The organism is Streptomyces mobaraensis NBRC 13819 = DSM 40847 (assembly GCF_017916255.1).
GTDB classification, from domain to species: Bacteria; Actinomycetota; Actinomycetes; order Streptomycetales; family Streptomycetaceae; genus Streptomyces; species Streptomyces mobaraensis.
Genome location: NZ_CP072827.1, coordinates 5,856,250 through 5,876,840, shown reverse-complemented (window position 1 = coordinate 5,876,840; position 20,591 = coordinate 5,856,250). Strand labels below are relative to the sequence as shown.

Annotated in this window: 15 protein-coding genes; 6 read left to right on the top strand and 9 right to left on the bottom strand. The window is 75.3% G+C overall.

The window, feature by feature from the left end:
• Nucleotides 1-101: 101 nt before the first annotated feature.
• From pucD to J7W19_RS25390, 3 genes are read right to left on the bottom strand one after another with little or no spacing between them, the layout of a single operon-like run.
• Complete coding sequence (gene pucD, locus J7W19_RS25400; protein ID WP_004950771.1) at nt 102-2,513, bottom strand: xanthine dehydrogenase subunit D; 2,412 nt, start codon at nt 2,511-2,513, stop codon at nt 102-104.
• Between the two features lie 33 nt (nt 2,514-2,546).
• The gene (locus J7W19_RS25395) at nt 2,547-3,068 is read right to left on the bottom strand and encodes a (2Fe-2S)-binding protein (RefSeq protein ID WP_004950774.1); all 522 of its coding nucleotides are present in this window, start codon (nt 3,066-3,068) and stop codon (nt 2,547-2,549) included.
• Entirely contained in the window at nt 3,059-3,955 is an 897-nt protein-coding gene (locus J7W19_RS25390; RefSeq protein WP_004950776.1) for an FAD binding domain-containing protein, read from the bottom strand. Before J7W19_RS25390 ends, J7W19_RS25395 begins: the two co-directional genes overlap by 10 nt.
• 369 nt (nt 3,956-4,324) lie before the next feature.
• Here J7W19_RS25390 and J7W19_RS25385 point away from each other — a divergent pair, with 369 nt between their 5' ends.
• Nucleotides 4,325-6,022, top strand: a complete 1,698-nt coding sequence (locus tag J7W19_RS25385; protein WP_004950780.1) for a PucR family transcriptional regulator ligand-binding domain-containing protein — start codon at nt 4,325-4,327, stop codon at nt 6,020-6,022.
• 27 nt (nt 6,023-6,049) lie between these two features.
• On the opposite strand, the gene J7W19_RS25380 is transcribed toward J7W19_RS25385, so the two are convergent.
• Nucleotides 6,050-6,682 carry a helix-turn-helix transcriptional regulator gene (locus tag J7W19_RS25380; protein WP_004950784.1) on the bottom strand — a complete coding sequence of 211 codons (633 nt, stop codon included), beginning with the start codon at nt 6,680-6,682 and terminating at the stop codon, nt 6,050-6,052.
• Between the two features lie 492 nt (nt 6,683-7,174).
• On the opposite strand from J7W19_RS25380, the gene J7W19_RS25375 reads away from it, so the two are divergent.
• Nucleotides 7,175-8,401 (top strand): threonine synthase, encoded by a 1,227-nt coding sequence (locus tag J7W19_RS25375; protein WP_004950786.1) that lies wholly within the window; start codon nt 7,175-7,177, stop codon nt 8,399-8,401.
• Between the two features lie 45 nt (nt 8,402-8,446).
• On the opposite strand, the gene J7W19_RS25370 is transcribed toward J7W19_RS25375, so the two are convergent.
• The gene (locus J7W19_RS25370; RefSeq protein WP_004950788.1) at nt 8,447-9,163 is read right to left on the bottom strand and encodes an SDR family NAD(P)-dependent oxidoreductase; all 717 of its coding nucleotides are present in this window, start codon (nt 9,161-9,163) and stop codon (nt 8,447-8,449) included.
• A 69-nt stretch (nt 9,164-9,232) separates the two neighbouring features.
• On the opposite strand from J7W19_RS25370, the gene J7W19_RS25365 reads away from it, so the two are divergent.
• Nucleotides 9,233-9,829, top strand: a complete 597-nt coding sequence (locus J7W19_RS25365) for a MarR family winged helix-turn-helix transcriptional regulator (protein WP_004950791.1) — start codon at nt 9,233-9,235, stop codon at nt 9,827-9,829.
• Between the two features lie 213 nt (nt 9,830-10,042).
• Entirely contained in the window at nt 10,043-10,282 is a 240-nt protein-coding gene (locus J7W19_RS25360; protein WP_004950794.1) for a hypothetical protein, read from the top strand.
• A 129-nt stretch (nt 10,283-10,411) separates the two neighbouring features.
• Here J7W19_RS25360 and J7W19_RS25355 read toward each other — a convergent pair whose 3' ends face one another.
• Nucleotides 10,412-12,553: an elongation factor G gene (locus tag J7W19_RS25355; protein WP_004950796.1), complete on the bottom strand. Its 2,142-nt coding sequence runs from the start codon at nt 12,551-12,553 to the stop codon at nt 10,412-10,414.
• Nucleotides 12,554-13,028: 475 nt separating this feature from the next.
• Here J7W19_RS25355 and J7W19_RS25350 point away from each other — a divergent pair, with 475 nt between their 5' ends.
• The gene (locus J7W19_RS25350) at nt 13,029-13,883 is read left to right on the top strand and encodes a hypothetical protein (RefSeq protein ID WP_051072703.1); all 855 of its coding nucleotides are present in this window, start codon (nt 13,029-13,031) and stop codon (nt 13,881-13,883) included.
• 93 nt (nt 13,884-13,976) lie between these two features.
• Here the strand turns inward: J7W19_RS25350 and J7W19_RS25345 are convergent, their stop codons facing one another.
• The gene (locus J7W19_RS25345) at nt 13,977-14,873 is read right to left on the bottom strand and encodes a GntR family transcriptional regulator (RefSeq protein WP_004950802.1); all 897 of its coding nucleotides are present in this window, start codon (nt 14,871-14,873) and stop codon (nt 13,977-13,979) included.
• Between the two features lie 397 nt (nt 14,874-15,270).
• On the opposite strand from J7W19_RS25345, the gene J7W19_RS25340 reads away from it, so the two are divergent.
• Nucleotides 15,271-16,389 (top strand): DUF2637 domain-containing protein, encoded by a 1,119-nt coding sequence (locus tag J7W19_RS25340; RefSeq protein ID WP_004950804.1) that lies wholly within the window; start codon nt 15,271-15,273, stop codon nt 16,387-16,389.
• A gap of 100 nt (nt 16,390-16,489) precedes the next feature.
• On the opposite strand, the gene J7W19_RS25335 is transcribed toward J7W19_RS25340, so the two are convergent.
• Both J7W19_RS25335 and J7W19_RS25330 read right to left on the bottom strand, forming a co-directional pair.
• Nucleotides 16,490-17,074, bottom strand: coding sequence for an ATP-binding protein (locus J7W19_RS25335; RefSeq protein ID WP_152264033.1), 585 nt, complete (start codon nt 17,072-17,074; stop codon nt 16,490-16,492).
• Nucleotides 17,075-17,326: 252 nt separating this feature from the next.
• Complete coding sequence (locus J7W19_RS25330) at nt 17,327-18,691, bottom strand: protein phosphatase 2C domain-containing protein (RefSeq protein WP_325176066.1); 1,365 nt, start codon at nt 18,689-18,691, stop codon at nt 17,327-17,329.
• Nucleotides 18,692-20,591 lie beyond the last annotated feature (1,900 nt).

The window sequence follows — 20,591 nt, the reverse complement described above, 5'->3', positions numbered from 1 at the left end:
GTGTCTGCCTGCTCCTTGGATGCCGAGCGTGCGATACCGGTGGGGGTGGGGGGATATGGGGATCTATGGGGGGTGTGGGGGGACATCCACCTCGGCCGCTCTCAGCCTCCCGTCAGATGCTCCGGCCGCACCGGCACCCTCCGCAGCGCCAGTCCCGTCGCCTGCCTGATGGCGGCCACGACGGCGGGGGTGGAGGAGAGCGTCGGCGCCTCCCCCACGCCCCGCAGCCCGTACGGCGCGTGGGGGTCGGCGAGTTCGAGGACGTCGACCGGCATGGCCGGGGTGTCGAGGATGGTGGGGATGAGGTAGTCGGTGAAGGAGGGGTTGCGCACCTTCCCCGTGCCCGGGTCCACCGCGATCTCCTCCATGACGGCCAGCCCCAGCCCCTGGGTGCTCCCGCCCTGGATCTGGCCGGTGACGGAGAGCGGGTTGAGGGCCTTGCCGACGTCCTGGGCGCAGGCCAGTTCGACGACCTTGACCAGGCCCAGTTCGGTGTCCACCTCCACCACCGCGCGGTGCGCGGCGAAGGAGTACTGGACGTGCCCGGTGCCCTGGCCGGTGCGCAGGTCGAACGGTTCGGTGGGCCGGTGCCGCCACTCCGCCTCGGCCTCGACCGGCTCCTCGCCCTCCAGGACGTCCGCGAGGGCCGCCAGGACCTCGCCCCCGTCGGTGACGACTTTGCCGTCCTCCAGGAGGAGTTCGGCGGTGGCCCAGGCCGGGTGGTACGTCCCGAACTTCGTCCGGCCGAGTGCCAGGACGCGCTCGCGGACGGTCGCGCAGGCGTGCCGGACGGCGCCGCCGGTGACGTACGTCTGGCGGGACGCGGACGTGGAACCGGCCGATCCGACGCGGGTGTCGGCCGGGTGGATGGTCACCCGGGAGACGCCCAGCTCGGTCCGGGCGATCTGGGCGTGGACGGTGACGCCGCCCTGCCCGACCTCGGCCATCGCCGTGTGCACGGTGGCCACGGCCTCCCCTCCGGCGTACTCCAGCCGCACCCGTGCCGTGGAGTAGTCGTCGAATCCCTCCGAGAAGCCGACGTTCTTGATGCCGACCGCGTAGCCGACGCCCCGCACGACCCCCTCGCCGTGCGTGGTGTTGGCGACCCCGCCGGGCAGCGCCCGCAGGTCGGGGCCGCCGCCGGCGGTCTCCCACTGCCGCTCGGGCGGCATCGGCATCGCCTTGACGCGGCGCAGCAGTTCGGCGACGGGGGCCGGCGAGTCGACGACCTGCCCGGTCGGCATGACCGAGCCCTGGGACATCGCGTTGCGGCGCCGGAACTCGACCGGGTCGAGGCCGAGTTCGGCGGCCAGCCGGTCCATCTGCGCCTCGTAGGCGAAGCACGCCTGGACGGCGCCGAAGCCGCGCATCGCGCCGCACGGCGGGTTGTTGGTGTAGAGGGCGAGCGCCTCGACGTCGACGTTCGGGCACTCGTACGGTCCGACGGAGAGCGAGGCGGCGTTGCCGACGACGGCCGGGGACGACGAGGCGTACGCGCCGCCGTCCAGGACGATGCGGGCCGTGACGTAGAGGAGCCGGCCGTCGCGGTCGGCGCCGTGCTCGTAGCGGAGCCGGGCCGGGTGCCGGTGGACGTGGCCGAAGAAGGATTCGAACCGGTTGTAGACCATCTTGACCGGCCGGCCGGTCCGCAGCGCGAGCAGGCAGGCGTGGGCCTGCATGGACAGGTCCTCCCGGCCGCCGAAGGCGCCGCCGACGCCGGACAGCGTCATCCGCACCTTGTCCTCCGGCAGGCCGAGGACGGGCGCGATCTGCCGGAGGTCGGCGTGCAGCCACTGGGTGGCGATGTACAGGTCGACGCCGCCGTCCTCGGCGGGCACGGCGAGGCCCGACTCCGGCCCCAGGAACGCCTGGTCCTGCATCCCCACCTCGTACTCGCCGGTGACGACGGCCGCCGCCCGGGCCTTCGCGGCGGCGACGTCGCCGCGCCGGACGGGCTGGCGGTGGACGATGTTGGGGTGCGGGACGTGGGCCGCGTGGCCGTCCGTACGGCCGGGGTGGAGGACGGGCGCGCCGGGCGCCGTGGCGCTCGCCTCGTCGGTGACGACCGGCAGTTCCTCGTACGCCACCCGGATCTTCGCGGCGGCGCGGCGCGCGGTCTCCGGGTGGTCGGCGGCGACGAGCGCGACCGGTTCGCCGTGGTGCCGGACGACGCCGTCGGCGAGGACGGGGGTGTCCTGGAGCTCCAGCCCGTAGCGGGTGGCGGCCGGGAGGTCGTCGTGGGTCAGGACGGCGTACACGCCGGGGGTGGCGAGGGCCTCGGCGACGTCGACGGAGCGGATCCGGGCGTGGGCGTGCGGGCTGCGCAGGGTGTGGCCCCAGAGCATGTCCTCGTGCCAGAGGTCGGAGGCGTAGGCGAACTCGCCGGTGACCTTGAGCGTGCCGTCCGGGCGGAGGGTGGACTCGCCGATGCCGCCACGGGTTCGGCTGCCCTGCGTGAGCCCGGCGGGTGCCCCGCTGGGGGTCCGCCCGCCGGCCGCCGGCCCTCCGGTCATCGGCCCGCCGGCCGGGGTTCGTTCCCTCACGTCTCAGCCCTCCTGTCCGTCGCGGCCGGCCTCGTCCCCCACGCCGCCCCCGCCCCGCGCCGCCGCCAGGCGTACGGCGTCGAGGATCTTCTCGTAGCCCGTGCAGCGGCAGAGGTTGCCGGAGAGGGCCTCGCGGATGTCCGCGTCGGACGGGTCGGGGTCGCGGGCGAGCAGGTCGTCGGCGGCGACGAGCAGGCCCGGGGTGCAGAAGCCGCACTGGACGGCGCCCGCGTCGACGAACGCCCGCTGCACCGGGGAGAGTCGGCCGTCCGGTACGCCCGCGCGGGCGGCCAGGCCCTCGACGGTGACGATGTCGCGCCCCTCCGCCTGGCCGGCGGCGACCAGGCAGGCGCAGACCGGGACGCCGTCGAGGCGGACCGTGCACGAGCCGCACTCGCCCTGCTCGCAGGCGTTCTTGGAGCCCGGCAGGCCCAGGCGCTCGCGCAGGACGTAGAGGAGGCTCTCGCCCTCCCACACGTCGTCGGCCCGCTGCGGCCGGCCGTTGACCGTCATGTTCACGCGCACAGCTCGCCCCTCTCCCCCGTCGTCCCGTCTGTGTACTCCCGCCACGCCCAGCCGAGCGTGCGCCGGGCCATGACGCCCACCGCGCGGCGGCGGTAGGCCGCGCTGCCGCGCACGTCGTCGATGGGGTTGCAGGCGGCCGACGCGAGGGCCGCGAACTCCTCGGCGACGGCTGCCGGTACGGGCCGGCCGGTGTCCCAGCAGCGGGCCTCGCCGAGGGCGGCGGCCAGGAAGTCCTCCGCCGCCCGCGCCCGGACGGGCGTCGGCGCCGCCGAGCCGATGCCGGTGCGGACGGTCCGGGTGTCGGGGTGCAGGGCGAGGCCGAAGGCGCACACGGCGATGACCATCGCGTTGCGCGTGCCGACCTTGGCGAACTGCTGCGGCCCGGCGGCCTTCCGGACGCGTACGGCGCGGATCAGTTCGTCCGGGGCGAGGGCGTTGCGCTTGACGCCGGTGTAGAAGTCGTCGATCGGTACGAGCCGGGTGCCGCGCACCGACTCGGCCTCGACCACGGCACCCGCCGCGAGCAGCGCGGGGTGGGAGTCGCCGGCCGGGGAGGCGGCTCCGAGGTTGCCGCCGACGCTGCCGCGGTTGCGGATCTGCGGCGAGCCGACGGTGCGGGCGGCCAGGGCGAAGCCGGGGAGCGGGCCGGACAGCTCCGCGATGACGCGGGCGTACGGGACGGCGGCGCCGAGGCGGACGTCGGGTCCGTCGGCCTCCCAGGCGTACAGGTCGCCGATGCGGGTGAGGTCGAGGAGGTGGCTGGGGCGGCGGTGGTCGAAGTTGATCTCGACCATCACATCCGTGCCGCCCGCCAGGGGCACCGCCGTAGGGTGCTCGGCCTTGGCGGCCAGCGCGTCCTCCCAGCGGTCGGGGCGCAGGAAGTCCATGGGCGTTCTCTTCTCGCTCTGGTCCCGCCGCCGTACGGCCGTACCGCCCGCCGCCGAACGCCGCCCGCCGCCCGGCGGGGGCGGTACGGCCGTACGGGGGGCGGTGCGGGGACCGTGCTTGGGCCGTTCGGACGGCTCCGGGCGGGTCGGTCGTGGGGGAGCTCCGGGTGGGGGCCGGTGCCGGGTCGGTGCCGCGTGCAGCCAGTACACAGAGGCTTCACGTGGGGGGAGCAGTCACCGAAACCATGAAGCGGTTGGCTGGTCACGCACACCGTCTTGTAGATTCGAACGAAAGGCGGAGCGCGGAAACCTCACGGCTTCGCACCGGTAACACGACCAACACACGAGAAAGATCGGCGGCGACCCCCCATGCGGCTGCGCGCACTGCTGGAGACCGACGCGCTGGGCCTTCGACTGCTCGGTGGCGAGGACGAGCTCGACCGCACCGTGCGCGGCGTGATGACGACCGATCTGCGCGACCCGAGCCGCTACCTCTCGGGCGGCGAACTGGTCCTCACCGGCCTGGCCTGGCGCCGGGAACCGGCCGACTCCGAGCGCTTCGTCCGCATCCTGGCCACCGCCGGGGTGGCCGGGCTCGCGGCGGGCGAGGCGGAGATCAGCTCCACCCCGGACGACCTGATCGAGGCGTGCGCCCGGCACCGGCTGCCGCTGTTCTCCGTGGACGAGACGGTGTCGTTCGCGTCCATCACCGAGCACGTCGTCCGGCAGGTCTCCGGCGAGCGCGCCGGCGACCTGGCCGCGGTCGTGGACCGGCACCGCCGGCTGATGACCTCGGGCCCGGCGGGCGGCGGCCCGGAGGTCGTCCTGGACCTGCTCGGCTCGGACCTGGACCTGCGCGCCTGGGTGCTGTCCCCCACCGGCCGCCCGATCGCCGGTTCCTCGCTGGCGGGAGCGGGCCCGGCGCTGTCGTCCGAGGTCAGCGCCGTACTGGCGGGCGAGCACCTGGCCGCGGCCCGCTCGGGCCGCCGGGGCCCGCACCGGGTGACGGCGGGCGGGGCCACGTACTCCCTGTTCCCCATCCACGGCACGTCCGCCGGCCCGGCCGACCCGCGCGAGACCGTCCTCTCGGACTGGCTGCTCGCCGTGGAGGCCGACGCCGGCGACTGGCCGGCCGAACGCCTCGACCTGCTGCACGGCGTCACCCAGTTGATCGCCGTCGAGCGCGAGCGGCGCGAGGCCGCCCGGACGGTCCGCCGCCGGCTGGCGCAGGAGGTGCTGGAGCTCGTCCAGTCGAACGCCGCGCCGGCCGAGATCGCCGCCCGGCTGCGGGTCGCCGCGCCCGTGCTGGCGCCGGGGACGGGCGCCGCCCCGCACTGGCAGGTCGTCGTGGCCCGCGTGGAGTGGACCGACGGCGAGACGGCCGCCGCCCTCCCGTCCGGGCCGATCGCCCAGAGCCTGCTGGAGGAGGCGCTGGTCGCCCCGGACGCGACGGGCACCGAGCCGTCCGAGCGGATCGCCGTCGCCCACACCGACGACGAGGCCGTCGCCCTGGTGCCGCTCCCCGCGGCCCCGGCCGCCCCTGACGAGGACCGGCCGGCCGGCGCCGACGCCGCCCTGCACGCCGACGCGCTGCTGGCCGCCGTCCGCGCCCCGCTCTCCCGGGGGCTCGACGGCGACGGCCGCCTCACCTTCGGCGTCAGCGCCGCCGTCCACTCGGCGGAGGGGCTGCGCGGCGCCCTGGAGGAGGCCCGGCACGCCCGCCGCGTCGCCGCCGCCCGGCCCGGGCGCGTCTGCGCGGCCGGCCACCAGGAACTGGCCTCGCACGTCCTGCTGCTGCCGTTCGTCCCCGACGACGTGCGCCGCGCGTTCACCGCCCGGCTGCTGGACCCGCTGCGCGAGTACGACAACCGGCACCGCGCCGAGCTGATCCCGACCCTGGAGGCGTTCCTCGACTCCGACGGTTCGTGGACGCGCTGTGCGACGCGACTGCACCTGCACGTCAACACGCTGCGTTACCGGGTGGGCCGCATCGAGCAGTTGACCGGGCGCGACCTGTCGCGGCTGGAGGACAAGCTGGACTTCTTCCTGGCGCTGCGGATGAGTTGAGGCGGTGCGGTGGGCCTCCCGGACTTCTCAGTCCGGCGCCCGCCGCTCCCCTCGTACCAGTCCGAGGTCGGCGTAGACCGTCGCCCGCGACACCCCGAGCCGTTCGGCGACGACCAGCGCCGAGCGGCTGAGCCGGAACACCCCGCGGGCGTCCAGTGCCTCGATCACCCGGAGCCGGCCCTGGCGCGAGTCGTGGGCCAGCGGCCGGCCGAGGCGTTCCTCCTCCTGCTCGATCACGGCGGTGACGACCTCGCCGATGTCGTCCGAGAACACCGTCGTGGCCGCCGGCGCGGCGTCCGCCGTGCCGACCAGGGCGGCCATCGCCTTGGCGGCGAGCCGGAGTTCGGTGATGTCGAGGTTGACGCAGAGCGACCCGAAGACGTGCCCGGAGCCGTCGCGCAGCAGCAGGGTGGACGACTTCACCGTGCGCCCGTCGGGCGTCTTGGTGACGTAGTTGAGCTTGTCGCGCGCGGTGTCGCCGCGCGCCAGCATCTCCAGGCCGATCTCGCTCATGGCCCCGCCGACGGACCGCGAGGTGACGGATCCGGCGAGGGCGACGACGCTGGCGTCCGGGGTCCGGTAGTCGTGCAGCACCACCTCGCACTGGGTGCCGAAGGTGGCGGCGAGGCCGTCGACGACCGGGCGCAGGGCCTGGAGCACGGCATCGGCGGTGCTTGCCGCCGCCCCCGACGACGCCTCCGGTCCCGCCGGTGCCGCCTCTGCCACCGCCGCCTCTGATCCCGCCGATGCCCCTGATCCCGCTGATGCCGGTGATGTCATCCCTGCCTCCGCACGCCCATCGGCTTCGCCGGACCGTCCGATCCCGTCCCGCGCGTCCGGAACGAGACTAGAAGTACGTCATCGGGGATACGCGCTTCAACTCTTGACGAACTGTCCAGATCACTGGACACTCTGCCTGGGTGGGGAGTTGACCATGGTTGTCAAGGCCCTTGTGGTGCACATGGTCTGTTCGTGGGCTGTCCCTGGCCTGTCCTTTCCATGGCTCCAAGGGTCCGGACAGCGGAAGGCGTGCGGAAACGCGTCGGCGGCTCGGGAGCGAGGGCCGGCCCATGACCGCAGGCGCACAGCGGAACGGCGCTTCCGTTCCCCCGCCCCGTGACGCATGAGGTGGACACGAGGAGGAGAGGCACGATGCGTTTTCCGGCCGATGGGCCCTCCGGCCCGTTCCACCCCCACACCCCGTACGGCCCCTCGGCGTCCGCCGACGCGTACGACCCGGACGCCCCGTGCGGCACAATACGGCTGCGGTGCGGCACCTGCGGGCGCCTGCACGCCCTCGCCGAGCCGGCCTGGCGGTGCGCCGACTGCCACGGCCTGCTCGACCTCCACGGCTTCACGCCGGCCATGCCCAACGCCGTCGAACTCGGACGGCGCCCGCCCACCCTGTGGCGGTACGCCGAGGCGCTGCCGCTGCCGCGCCCGCCCCGGATCAGCCTCGGCGAGGGCATGACCCCGCTGATCAGCGCGCCCGGCCGGCCGGACGTCCTGCTGAAGGCGGACCACCTGATGCCCACCGGCTCGTTCAAGGACCGCGGCGCGGTCCTGCTGGTGGCGCTGGCCGCCCGGCTGGGCGTGCGGAAGGTCATGGCGGACAGCAGCGGCAACACGGGGACGGCGGTCGCCGCCTACGCGGCGCGCGCGGGCCTCGCCTGCGAGGTCTACGTGCCGGCGGCCACCTCCGAGGGCAAGGTGGCCCAACTCCGCGCGTACGGCGCCGAGGTGCGCCGGATCGAGGGCTCCCGCGAGGACACCGCCGCCGAGGCGGCCCGCGCGGCGGAGGAACCGGGGACGTTCTACGCCAGCCACGTCCACCACCCGTTCTTCCCGCACGGCACGAAGACCTATGTGTTCGAACTGTGGGAGCAGTTGGGCGGCCGGCTGCCCGGCACGCTCGTCCTCCCGGCCGGGAACGGCACCCTGGTGCTCGGCGCCCGCCTCGGCTGCCAGGAGCTCCTCGACCAGCGGCTGATCGACCGCCTGCCCGCCATCACGGCGGTGCAGGCGGCCGGTTGCGCGCCCCTCGCGCGCGCCGCCGCGCTGGGCGGCGAGGTACCGGAACGCGTCACCGCCGAACCGACCGTCGCCGAGGGCATCGCCATCGCCCGGCCGGCCCGCGGCTCCCAGGTCCTGCAGGCGGTACGGGAGACGGGCGGCACGTTCGTGACCGTCCCGGAGGACCGGATCGTCGCGGCCCACCGCGAACTCGCCCGGCACGGGCTGTACGTGGAACCGACGTCCGCCGTCTGCTGGGCGGCGCTTCAGGAGGGGCTGGTGCCGGAGCACGCGGTGGAGGGCGACCGTCCGTTCGCCGTGGTGCCGCTGTGCGGCAACGGACTGAAGGGGAAGCCGCCGGAGTGAGCGGGGGCCGGGGGCGGTAAGGGCCCTGGGCCCGGCGGCGGTTCCCTACCGGGTGGTGAAGGCGCCCCCGTTGACGTGCATCGTCTGCCCGGTGATGTGCCGGGCTCCCGGCGAGGCGAGGAAGTGCACGGTCCGGGCGATGTCCTCGACCGTCCCCGGGCGCTTGACGTGCGTCTCCTCCACCAGCGCGCGTTCGCGTTCCGCGCTCAGCCCGCCGTGGAAGAAGTTGGTGCCGGCGACGTACCCCGCGGCGACGACGTTGCAGGTGACGCCCTGAGGGGCGAGCTCGGCGGACAGGGAGGCGTTCCAGGCGGCCAGCGCGGCCTTGGCCGCTCCGTACGCGCCGCCCCGGCGCTCGGCGCCGATCGACCCGATGCTGACGACGGAGCCGCCGGCGGTGAACTTGTCCCGCACGGACGCCGTGGTGAGCACGGCGGTCAGCAGGTTCTGCGCCAGGTTCTCCCGCCACTGGGCGAGGAGGGCGTCGAGGCCGGGTTCCGCTTCGGTGCCCGGCCGGGCCAGTCCGCCGGCGGCGTTGACCAGGACGTCCAGGTCGTCGAGCCGGGCGGCGAGCGCCTCGGCCTGCCGGGGGTCGGCGGCATCGCAGACGACGCCGCGCACCCCGAGGTCCCGGGCGGTGCGTTCGACGGTGTCAGGGGTGCGTCCGGTGACGAAGACCTCGGCCCGGTCGGCGGCGAACGCCGCGGCGACGGCCCGGCCGATGCCGCTGGTGCCGCCGGTGACGAGAACGGTGCGGGGCACGGAATCCTCCTGTCCACTGCTACGTTTAGGTCTAAACGTAGCAGTGGACGTCAAGCCGAGGGATCACCAGTGGACGCCAGCCCGAGGGACCACGCCGCGACCGACGCCGCCTCGGCCGTCTCCGCGGTCCCGGCATCCGGACCGCTCCGACCCGCCCATTCCGCCGCCGAGATCGCCGCGGCCTGGCGCCGGGAACGGCCGGGCACCCCGACCGGGTCGATCGAGATCGTCACCCCCATCTGGCAGTTGGCCAAGCTCTTCGCGGACGACCGCAACCGGGCCCTCCGGCGGGCGGGGATCGACGCGGCCACCCTCGACCTCCTGTCCGTCATCCGCCGTTCCGGGCCTCCCTACGCCCTCACCACCCGCGAACTCACCCGCCGCACCCTCGTGACCGCCGGAGCGATCTCGCAGCGCGTCGCCCGGGCCGAGCGCGAGGGGCTCGTCGAACGCGCACCGGGCGCCACGGGCCGGCGGACCGTGCTGGTCACCCTCACCCCCGAGGGCCACGCCCTCATCGAACGCTCCGTCGACACGGTCCTCAGTCGCGAGGCCATGCTCGTCGAGGGCCTCTCGGACCCCGAACGCGCCACGCTCGCCGCCCTCCTGGCCAAACTGACCACCGACGTCCGCCGCCGCACGGCGCAGGACGACACGGGAGTGTGAACTCGGTTGACAGTCATCGAGACTGTGAAATGATGTGCATACGCAGCAGCGGGTGACGGCCTGTCAGTCGCATGTGTCGCCATCCCTGTTCACCGCCCGACAAGGAGATCGAGACGTGAACCGACTCCCTCGCCTCGCCGCGGCGGTCGCCGCCGCGCTCGTCGCGATCGCCGCGGGTGCGGTCGTGGCCGATGACGGGCCGGGGCGGTCGCCATGACGGCTCGTCAGGAGCCGACTCGGGTACGGCCCGGTGACGCGCCGCGCTTCCCGCTGGAGTCGGTACAGCGCCAGGGCGCGTCCGGCTGGGGCGAGTACGACACGTTCTTCTCGCCGGGGAACCCGGGCGAGGCCAAGCAGCCGGACATCCTGGTCACGGGCAAGGCGTCCGCGCCCTTCGCGGCCAAGGAGAAGATAGGCGACTCCGGCTGGTACCAGGACCGGAGCGGCTACTGAGCCCCACGAACCGGGGGGAGCGGGCGGCGCCGACGTACATCAGGAGGGGAACGCCGGCGCCGCCCCGCCACCGGCCACCGCCGCGTGACCACCGGGGCATGGCCACCGGGGCACTTGGGCCGGGGCCGCTCAGCCGCGTCCCAAGTGCCGCAGGTAGGCGGCGCGGTTGAGCGGATCGCCGTCCGTCCGGGCCCGGACCGGCGGGGTCCCGGGGCAGGGCAGGTCGTCGGTGGGGGCCGACCACCAGAGCCCCTCGCCCCGGGACAACGCCGGAAGCCGCCGCTCCACCGCCGCCACCCGCCGCACCGGGATGACGCCCTTGACCAGCCACGTCCCCTGGCCGGGCACGGTGTCCCGGATCCTGGCCCCCTGCTCGGCGAGGAGCCCGGTCACGGCGTTCAGCGCGTCGGCGGGCACCTCCGCCTCGTAGGCGTGGCACGGCTCGTACACCCGGGTGCCGGCCTCGTCGAGGGCGCGCATCAGGACGAGGGGGGTCAGCGACCGGAAGTCCGTACCGGTGCTCACCGGACTGGCGTAGCCGGAGTGGGTGAGGGTGACGACGCAGTCGGTGACGGGCCAGCCGTACAGGCCCTGTTGGAGGGTGCGGCGCGCGGTCTCCTCGATGGCGCGGTCGAAACCGAGCGGGATCGCGCCGAGTTCCGTCTCCCGGCGGAAGACGACGCCGGAGCCGGGCGCGCCGGGATCCACCCGGAGCCCGATCGTCGCCCAGAAGGCGGGCGTGTGGTGGCGGTCGATGCCCTCGTAGGCGGCGCCGCTCCCGGTGGGGCGTTCCCGGAAGACGGTCCGGCTCTCCTCGAAGACGGCCTCGACCCCGAACTCCTCGCCGAGAGTGGCCGCGATGATCTCTTTCTGGACCTCGCCGTAGAGCAGGAGGGAGGTGCCGGCGCCGTCCGGCAGGGGGCGGGTGCCGATCAGCGGGTCCTGGTCGGCGAGCGCGGCCAGCGCGGCGTAGAGGCGTGGGGCGTCCTCCGGGTGCCGGGGCCGGACGACCGTCTCCAGGCTCGGCGGGGCGAACCGCGGCAGCGGGTCCCCGCTTCCGCCCTCGGTCCCGTCCCCGTTGCCGTCCCGCTTGCCGTTACCGCCACCGAAGGCCGACCCGGGCGCAGGCACGGGGCCGAGCCGGTCGCCGACGCGGACGCCGGGCAGGCCGCGGAGCCGGGCGATGCCGCCGGGGGTCAGCCGGTGGTCGGCGCCGGGCGGCGCTCCGACGACCTCGAGTGCCGTGATGCGGCCGGTGATGTCGCCGACGCTGCCGTCGGGGCCGTGCCGGTGCAGGGTGACGCGGTCGCGGCGGCGCAGGGAGCCGGAGAAGAGGCGGAGGTAGGCGGTCTTCTCCCCGTTCGCGCCCCGCTCGACCGCGAACACGGTGCCGACGGGCACGGCGGACTCGGTGGACGGGGCGGACGGGGCGGACGGGGCGGACGGGGCTGAATCCGCGAACGTGCCGGGCCCGGCACTCCGCTCCGGGGCGGACCGGTCAGGGAGCCAGCGCGCGATGCCGTCCAGGAGGTCCGCCACGCCCTGCCCCGAGTGGGCGGAGCCGAAGTAGAGGGGGTGCAGCAGGCCGCGCGCCGTGTGGTCGGCGAGGCCGGACCGGAGCCGGCCGGCGTCGGGGACACGGTCCTCGACGAGGTCGGTGAGCAGCGCGTCGTCGTCCTCCGCCAGCGCTTCGGCGACACGTTCGCGGAAGGCGGGGTCGTCGAAGGAGCCGGGCAGCGTCCGGGCGTCCCGGGTGCCGATGGCGTGGACGGTGTTCATGGGGATGATGCGCGGCGTGAGACGTGCCCGGATCGCGGACAGCGTCTCGGCCTCGCGCGCCCCCGTCCGGTCGATCTTGTTGACGAAGATCAGGGTGGGCAGTCCGAGCCGGCGCAGGGTCTTCATCAGTACCCGGGTCTGCGCCTGCACCCCTTCGACGGCGGACAGCACGAGCACCGCCCCGTCGAGTACGCCGAGGGCGCGTTCCACCTCGGCGATGAAGTCGCTGTGGCCGGGGGTGTCGATGAGGTTGACGTGCAGGCCGTCGACGGTGAACGAGGCCACGGCGGAGCGGATGGTGATGCCGCGCCGGCGCTCGATCTCACCGGAGTCGGTGCGGGTGGTGCCGGCGTCGACGCTGCCGAGCCGGTCGATGACGCCGGTGTCGAACAGCAGGCGCTCGGTGAGGCTGGTCTTACCGGCGTCGACGTGCGCCAGGATGCCGATGTTCAGGAAGCCCCGGGTGGTCGGGGCCGGACTGGAGGTGCGCATAAGGGGAGAAGTCCTCGGGAACGGTCGTCCGGTCAGGGCGCTGGATGTTTCCGAGGGCCTGGCGCATCGTCCGGTCGTCTCCCTTGTGCGGCTTGGGCTGTTGCGATGTAGCGATGCAGTGCGCGCGATGCGATGCGCGCGATGTGGTGCGCGCGATGTGGTGCGCGCGATGTGGTGCGCGCGATGTGGTGCGCGCGGGCCATGGTGTCAGAGGCAGGCGTGGCGCGCGAGGGATTTTCCCGCCCCGCCGCCCGGACGGCTGCCACCGTCGCGGGCCGGAACGGCCTGGTCAACGGGTGGGCGAGGGACGGGGGCGGTGATCTTCGCAGCACTTCCGGCCGAAGTCCACCCCCGGCTTTGTGAATTGCTTCACACCGGCCTCTTGGCCGGGCCCGGTTCCGCGTGCTGTGATCGGAGCAGGCTTGGCTTCCAGCTCGACGGCGCGCTTGGGGAGGGCACTGTGGCGGATACCGCCATGCGGAAATCTGGCTTGACGGAACCATGGGGACCACAGGGGCCGAGCCCGCAGGACGGACCGCTGGAGCGCGCGGTGTGGCGACTCCGTTCGCGGGCCTGCTGGGAGGACGCCGCCGAATTGATCGCCCCACGCGCGGCGACGGACCCGGGTGCCGCGCGGTGGCGCACGGCCGTGCTGATCGAGCGCTGTGTGTTCACCGCGGAGGGATGGAGCGCCGCCGAGGACGCGCTGCGCGCCGCGGAGGCGCTGGCCGCGGACGACGAGGAGCGCGGCGCGGCGGCATGCGAACGTGGGCATCTCGCCTACCTCTCCACCCTTTTGGGGGTACGCGACCGGGCGGACGAAGCGCGTTCCGCCCTGGGGCGCGCGGCGGCACTGCTCGCGCCCCACTCCCCCGGCCGCCCCCTGCTCGACTTCCGCCGCGGCCTGATCGCCCAGCACCTCTCGGACAACCCGTCCGACGCCACGGCCGCCTTCCGGCGGGCCCATACGGGGGCGACCGCGCACGGCCACCGGCTGCTGCTCTCGTTCACCTGGCGGCACTTGGCGGCCATGGCCGAGCACGACGGCCGCACCGCCGACGCCCGGCACGGTTACACCGAATCGCTGCGCATCCGCGAGGAACTGGGCTACCTGGTGGGGATCGCGCCGGCCCTCGTCTCGCTCGCCGCCGTCCTCCCGGACCCGGCCGAGGCGACCCGGCTGCGCGCGGAGGCGGGCCGGCTGGTGCGGCTGCTGGGCGGGGTCCCGTCCTGGCTGGCGGACCGACTGACCCCGGGCCCGGCGGCGGCGGCGGACACCACGGCGGTGGCGGACACGGCCGGCACGCAGGAAGGCGCGGCGGGCGGCTGAGCGTCGCCCCCGGCGGGAGGGCTGGGCGACGCCCCCGGCGGAGGCGGCCGAGCGTCGCCCCCCGTGGGCGGCTGAGCGTTCCCGACCCGCCGGCTAGCGCGCGGCCCCCGTGTAGTGGCGGCGGACGAGCGTCTCGACGGCGGGCAGGTCGCGGGCGGCGAGCGCGTCGAGGAGGGCGACGTGCTCGGCCGCGTCGGCGACGAGGTCCTCCGTGTGCCGGACCGGGCCGTCGGGGGTCGGCCACTGCGCACGCCGGTGGAGCTCGTCGGCGACGGTGACGAGCTGGCGGTTCCCCCCGAGCCCGAGCAGGGCGCGGTGGAAGTCGCGGTCGGCCTCGGCGTAGGCGGCGCGGTCCCCGCCCCGGGCGACGGCCGCCGCCGTCTCGGCCAGCGGCAGCAGCTCCCGCCAGCGGGCCGCGGGCAGCGTACGGGCCAGCCGGAGCAGTACGGGCACCTCCAGCAGGCCCCGGACCTCGGCGAGTTCCGCCAGGTCGCGGGCGGACCGGCTGGTCACCCGGAAGCCCCGGTTGGGCACGGCCTCGACCGCGCCCTCGGCGACCAGTTGCTGCATGGCCTCCCGGACCGGCGTCGCCGAGACGCCGAACCGCTCGGCCAGCGCGGGGCCCGAGTAGACCTCACCGGGTATGAGCTCACCGCTCACCAGGGCCTTGCGCAGCGCCTCGAGGACCTGGCCGCGCACGGAGTAGCGGGTCGGCATGCGCCGGGCCACCATCCCGGCACCGGCCGCCGGCGCACCGGCGCTCCCGCACACGTGCGCGTGCCCTCCATGGCCGGGGGCGCCACGACCGTACTCACCCTGCTCGACGTACTGCCCGTGCTCGACGCGCTCGGCGTGCTCGGCGTGCCCGCAACGGTCGCCGTGCACGTGCTCGCCGCGCGCCCCGGCACCCTCGGCGAGCGGCGCGCACGCGGGCGCGGGCGCGCCGGTGCGCGGGTACGGCAGCGCCGGGTGGGGTCTGCCCTGCTCCATGAGAGGTCCTCCTATGTCTCCATTCGAACCATAGGCGGAGGATCCGGCGGCTCAAACCCCGATCGTCACGGAGCGGGGAGCGACCGTCCGGGAACAGGGGATGTCCGGGTCCGTCCCGCGGCGGACCGGTCGGCGGCACTCCGGCCGACACGAGCACCACACGACACCCTTCGTATCACCCGACCGAGCACAAGCTGATCATCTCCAATCCACTCGAACGGGTGGATTGATTAGAACCCAATTCCCGTACCGCAGCAGGTTGTTCGAAGCAATACACACCTATCCGTATGTCCTTGGCGTCCATTGGCGGCGAGTTGCCCGGAAACCGCTTGGCGCTCTGGCCGATTCCGTCAGGATGGCGCGCGAAAGGCCGGTACCGCGATGCAAGGGACGCAAGATGAGAGTGACCGACATACCGCTGAATTGGGTTCTGCCCAGTGCCGTGGCCCTCGCCGGAGCCGTGGTGGCGGTGACGGTGTTCTCCCGGGGCCGCCACGGCGCCCCTGAGGACGCGACGGCCACGGATTCCTGGGAACGCACCGAGGAACGAAGGAGGCGCAAGGAGGCGCTGTACGGCAGCGCGTCCTACGTCCTCCTCTTCTGCTGCGCGGCGGTGGCCGCCGCCCTCTCCTTCCACGGCCTGGTCGGCTTCGGACGGCAGAACCTGGGCCTGACGGACGGCTGGGAGTACCTGGTGCCCTTCGGACTCGACGGCGCCGCCATGTTCTGCTCGGTCCTGGCCGTGCGCGAGGCCAGCCACGGCGACGCGGCGCTCGGCTCCCGCATGCTCGTGTGGACGTTCGCGGGCGCCGCCGCCTGGTTCAACTGGGTGCACGCGCCGCGCGGCATGGACCACGCGGGAGCCCCGCAGTTCTTCGCCGGCATGTCGCTGTCGGCCGCGGTCCTCTTCGACCGCGCGCTCAAGCAGACCCGCCGGGCCGCCCTGCGCGAACAGGGCCTGGTCCCCCGGCCGCTGCCGCAGATCCGCATGGTGCGGTGGCTGCGGGCGCCGCGCGAGACGTTCGGCGCCTGGTCGCTGATGCTGCTGGAGGGCGTACGGACGCTGGACGAGGCCGTGGACGAGGTCCGCGAGGACAAGCGGCAGCGCCGCCAGCACCGGCTGCGCCGTCGCGAGGCCGGCAAGCTGGAGCGCGCCCGGCTGAAGGCGTACAACCGGCAGCACCGCGTGCTGTGGGGGCGCGCCCGCGGCGGGCGGCAGGTGGAGGTGACGGCGGTGCCGGCGGCACCCCAGCCGGCGCAGATCGGCTCGCAGTCCGGGGCGGAGCCTTCCATAACCGAGCAGGAGCAACTCCCCGCCCGCGGCCGCCCACTCCAGGCGGTGAACACAGCCGGTACGGCCACTGCGGCGGGCACTTCGGTGACGGCGAGCACCACGAGCAACACGACAGGCCACACCGGCCCCATCGACCTCACGGCAGAGGACGACACCCAGCCCATCCGGCGACTCGACTCCCTGGAGGAGAAACTGGCACGCATCGAGCGGCAGTTCGGCTGACCCGTTCGCTCCGGGCGCGTCCACCGGCTCGGAGCGGACGGGCGGCATCGCGACGTCCTTTCCGCCCGTTCCCGCGGGCCGTCCCCCCACCGCCCCCTCGTCAGCGCCCCTCCGCCGCCAGTTCGAACCACACCGCCTTGCCCGTGCCGTGCGTCCGCACCCCCCAGGCGTCGGCCAGGGCCTGGACGAGCAGCAGACCGCGCCCGGAGGTCGCCACGCTCTCGCCGGCCCACCGGTCCCCGTCACCGGAGCACCGGTCGTCGTCCGTCCCCGAACCGCTCTCCCGGGCCGGTGGCCCCACGTCGGACGCGCGGAGCACCGGGCGCCGGGGCAGGGTGTCCCGCACCTCCACGCGCAGCAGCCCCTTGACGACGGCCGACGGGCCACCGCCGAGCACGGCCGTCACCACCGCGCCGCCGTCGGTGTGCACCAGGGCGTTGGTCACCAGCTCACTCGTCAGCAGCTCGGCGGTCTCCGCCCGGCCGGGCGCGCCCCAGTGGACCAGGAACCGGCGCAGTCCCGCCCGAACCCCCGCGACCGCCGCCAGGTCGTCGCGGCCGAGCCGTCTTTCCCAGTAGGGCTCGCATTCCCCGCCGTTCACCTCGTTTCCAGCCGTGACGCCCGCGGACCCTTCCCGACCTTCGCGGTTCCCCGCGCCCAACCAGTGTGCAGTCCGCCGCTTCATTTCCGTTCGCCCCGACCCCTCCCCGGCGCCCCGGCATCGAACAGGCTCACGGCAAATGCATGCCCCGCCTGCGGAGAGACGACTCCTGTTGAGTCATCAACATGATGATGCGGCGGAAATGCGAGAACCTCTTGCGCGTATGGCCCTTACGCGCACGGGTCTTACGCGCGGCGCCGGTGGCACGCGCCGGCCTTCGATCTCCGGTCGTCATATGCGGAGATCGAAGGGAAAGGCCTTCCCGCCCGCGCTCCCCTACGCCTCCCAGATCGCGGCGGCCGTCCGGTCGTCCGCGTACCCCTTGACGCGCAGTTGCGCGTCGGACAGGAACTCGGCCAGCCCCGGCGGCTGCGCGCGCGTGCCCCACCGTTCGGCGAGGGCGTCGGCCAACGCCGGTTCGCCGCGCAGCGGTTCGGCGAGCCCGGCGCTGCAGAGCAGCAGGGCGTCACCGGGCCGGGCGACCGCGGCCCGGAACCGGAAGGGTTCGGTCGGCACCTCCTCCGGGTCGATCACGGGGGTGGTGCCGGGGGTCGGGATGCCCAGGTCGACGGTGATCCGGTCGTCGCACAGCGCGTCGCCCCCGGGGCCGTCGGCACCCTGGTCGGCCGCGGCCGGGCGCGGCGCCGGGTCGAGGTCCTGCCAGGCGCCCTCGCGGAGCCGGAACAGCCCGCCGCCGCCCACGCCGAAGAAGACGCGGGTACGGCACCGGGGGTCGGCCGGCAGCAGCAGGCAGCGCAGGGCGGCGGTGTACTCGGCGGGCGGCAGGCCGAGTTCGGCGGCGCGGGAGCGCAGGCGTCCGTACGAGCGGTCGGTGAGCCGGTGCAGCCCGGAGCGCAGTTCACCGCGCCGCCCGGCCCGGATGTCCTCACCCAGCCGAGCGTGGCTGCGCCCGACCGCGCTGCCCAGCCAGGCGCAGATGTCCCGCGCCGCCCGGTGCGCGCCCTCGGCCGCGCGGGCGCCGCTCGCCACGGCGACCAGCAGCACGGCGCCGTCCCCGCTCCCGAACCGCGCGGTCAGCAGCGCGTCCCGGCGCGGCTCGCCGCGGTAGCGGGCGGAGTCGCCGCGCAGGGAGACGGCCCGCAGCGTCATGGCGCCGTACCGGGCGCCGTCGAGGACGGTGTCGGGGACGAGGTCCTCCAGCCCGCCCGGGTCGGCGGCGGGCCAGGCGGTCGGCTCCGCCTCGTAGGTCGGCGGCCCCTGCCCGACGTACTCCTGCGCCCGGGACCGGACGCCTTCCCGGCGCCGCGGCCGGGGCACCTGCGGCACCACGGCGGCCTCCAGCGACGCGGCGGACTCGCACGCCGCCGCGGGACCGGACGCGAAGGCGCCGAACGCGCCGGAGGCGTCGGGGGTCGCGGGAGGATCGGAGACGTCCGACAACCCCGACGTCTCCGACGCTTGCGGCGCCCGCGGCGGGCCGCCGGTGATGTGCGGTGCGGGGACATCGGGAAAGGTGTGGACTTCGGGAACCCTGGGAGCACCGATGAGCGCGGAGAGGTCGGGCAGGGTGGGGAGTTGGGGACGGGGGGTGATGCGGGGGTGGGAGGTCGCTTCGGGCGCCCCGGAGGATTCCGGCAGCGCGGGTGCGTTGCCCTCCCCGGACGCGCCGAACCTCGCCACGGCTCCCGGCCGAGCGGGACCGCCGGGCCGAGGAGAGCCCCCCGACTGATCGGGCACTCCCGCTTCAGCGGCGCCGTCCGGCCGGCCGGGACCCTCTCCCCAAGCGCGGTCTTCCGGCCCGACGGAGCCTTCCGACCGGGCGAAGGCGTCGGAGCGCTGCACGGCGTCCGAACCGGCGGAGGCGTCCCACCGAGGGGAATCTCCCGGTCCGGCGGAGACCTCCGACCCGCCGGGGGTCTCCTCCGACCGGGCGAAGGCACCGGACGGATTCACGGCATCCGAACCGGCCAAGGCATCCGGGGAGACTTCCGGCCCGCCGGTGACGGACCGCCCGACGAAGCGGTCCCGCCCACCGGAAGCCTCCGAACCGGCGAAAGCGTCCGTGCGGTGCACGGCGTCCGGGGAGGCTGCCGGCCCGGTGGCGGGCCGCTCGACGAAGCGGTCCCGCCCGTCGAGAGCTTCCGGTCCGGCGGAAGCGTCCGAGCGATGCGCAGCATCCGAACTGGCGGAGGTGTCCGGTCCACCGCGGGCTTCCGGCCGTTCCGAGGTGTCCGGCCCGGTCGGCGCCTCCGGTCGATCAGGAGCACCCGGCCCGGACGGGGCACCCCGCCGGGCGGAAGTCTCCCGCTGGGCGCGGGCTTCCGGCCCGGCGAAGGCGTCCGATCGGTCCGGGGCGGCCCGACCGGCGGAGGCATCCCGTCGGGTGGGAGCCTCCGGCTGGGCGAAGTCTTCCAGTCGGGCGGCGGGGACAGCCCGCCCGGCGGAGGCTGCCGGGGGCCGGGGGGCGGGCACTGTGCCGGGGGCGCCCGGTCCGTTGTCGGGGCGGGTCGGGGTTTCGTTCGGGTCGGGGAGCGGTGCCGGTCGCCTGCCGCTGGTGGAGCGTCGTCCGGCGTCGTCACGTCGCCCGACGCCGTCGCGTTGTCCGGCGCCATCGCGTTGTCCGACGCCGTCGCGTTGTCCGGCGCCATCGCGTCGCCCCGCGTCGTCACGTCGTCCGGTGCTTTCGCGGGAGGCGGGTCCGGTTCCGGCGCTCGTCGATGCGCGGGCGTCCGGCGTGCGGGCCCGGGTGGGCCCGGGGGATCCGGGCGGGCCGGCGTCCAGGCGGTCGGCGCTCGTCGGGCCGACGGGTGCTTCCGGCCGGTGTCCGCCCCCCGCCGGCCGGCCGTCGCGGTCGGCCAGCCGTTCGGGCTCGTGCGCGCGACCCGAACGGCCCGTCGGGTCAGGCCGGTTGACGGACAGCGGCGGACGGATCACCGGCCCCGGCCGGTCGGGGCGATCGGGGCGGTCGGATCGGCCCGAGCGACCGGGGCGTTCCACGGGGGCCGTACGACGGGAGCCGCGCGGCGCGTCGGGCCGGTCGCCCGCCTCGCGCCGCTCGCCGGCCTCTCGTGGATCGCCCGCTCCGGGCCGCTCGCCGGCCGTGAGTCGGCCGCTTCCTCCCGACCGTTCCTCCCTCCCCCGCGGCCGGTCGGCGCGGCCGTCCGCGCGGTCCGGGGTCTCGGGGGTGCCCGCCGGCGTCGGACACGCGCCGTTCGGGGGCGGGGAGGCGGGCCTTCGGCCCGGCGCCGCGGGCCCCGGCCGGGAGCCGCGCGGCGCGGGGCCGGACGGCGGCGGTGTGTTGAGGTCCCAGCGGGAGGCCGCGGACGGCGGTGGGGGCGGGGGCGGTGGGGGCGGTGGTGGTGGAGGAGGCGGGGGTGGCGGGGTGCCGCGGAGCGGGCCGGCGAGGTCGGGGAGCGGGGGCAGCCGGGAGGGGTCCGGTAGTCCGCCGGCGCGGGAGACCGACCAGGCCGCGCGGGCGGGCAGCCCGCTGGGCGGGGGCGCGCCGCGGGACGGACGGCCCGGCGGACGGGGGGAGCCCTGGGGCGGCGGGTCGCCGCCGACGACGGCCGCGGCGGAAGCG

Bases quoted from the DNA above. Each gene is read 5' to 3' on its own strand.
- pucD (WP_004950771.1), bottom strand. From the start codon at position 2,513: ATGACCGGAGGGCCGGCGGCCGGCGGGCGGACCCCCAGCGGGGCACCC.
- J7W19_RS25390 (WP_004950776.1), bottom strand. From the start codon at position 3,955: ATGGACTTCCTGCGCCCCGACCGCTGGGAGGACGCGCTGGCCGCCAAG.
- J7W19_RS25385 (WP_004950780.1), top strand. From the start codon at position 4,325: ATGCGGCTGCGCGCACTGCTGGAGACCGACGCGCTGGGCCTTCGACTG.
- J7W19_RS25375 (WP_004950786.1), top strand. From the start codon at position 7,175: ATGCGTTTTCCGGCCGATGGGCCCTCCGGCCCGTTCCACCCCCACACC.
- J7W19_RS25360 (WP_004950794.1), top strand. From the start codon at position 10,043: ATGACGGCTCGTCAGGAGCCGACTCGGGTACGGCCCGGTGACGCGCCG.
- J7W19_RS25355 (WP_004950796.1), bottom strand. From the start codon at position 12,553: ATGCGCACCTCCAGTCCGGCCCCGACCACCCGGGGCTTCCTGAACATC.
- J7W19_RS25350 (WP_051072703.1), top strand. From the start codon at position 13,029: ATGCGGAAATCTGGCTTGACGGAACCATGGGGACCACAGGGGCCGAGC.
- J7W19_RS25345 (WP_004950802.1), bottom strand. From the start codon at position 14,873: ATGGAGCAGGGCAGACCCCACCCGGCGCTGCCGTACCCGCGCACCGGC.
- J7W19_RS25340 (WP_004950804.1), top strand. From the start codon at position 15,271: ATGAGAGTGACCGACATACCGCTGAATTGGGTTCTGCCCAGTGCCGTG.
- J7W19_RS25335 (WP_152264033.1), bottom strand. From the start codon at position 17,074: ATGAAGCGGCGGACTGCACACTGGTTGGGCGCGGGGAACCGCGAAGGT.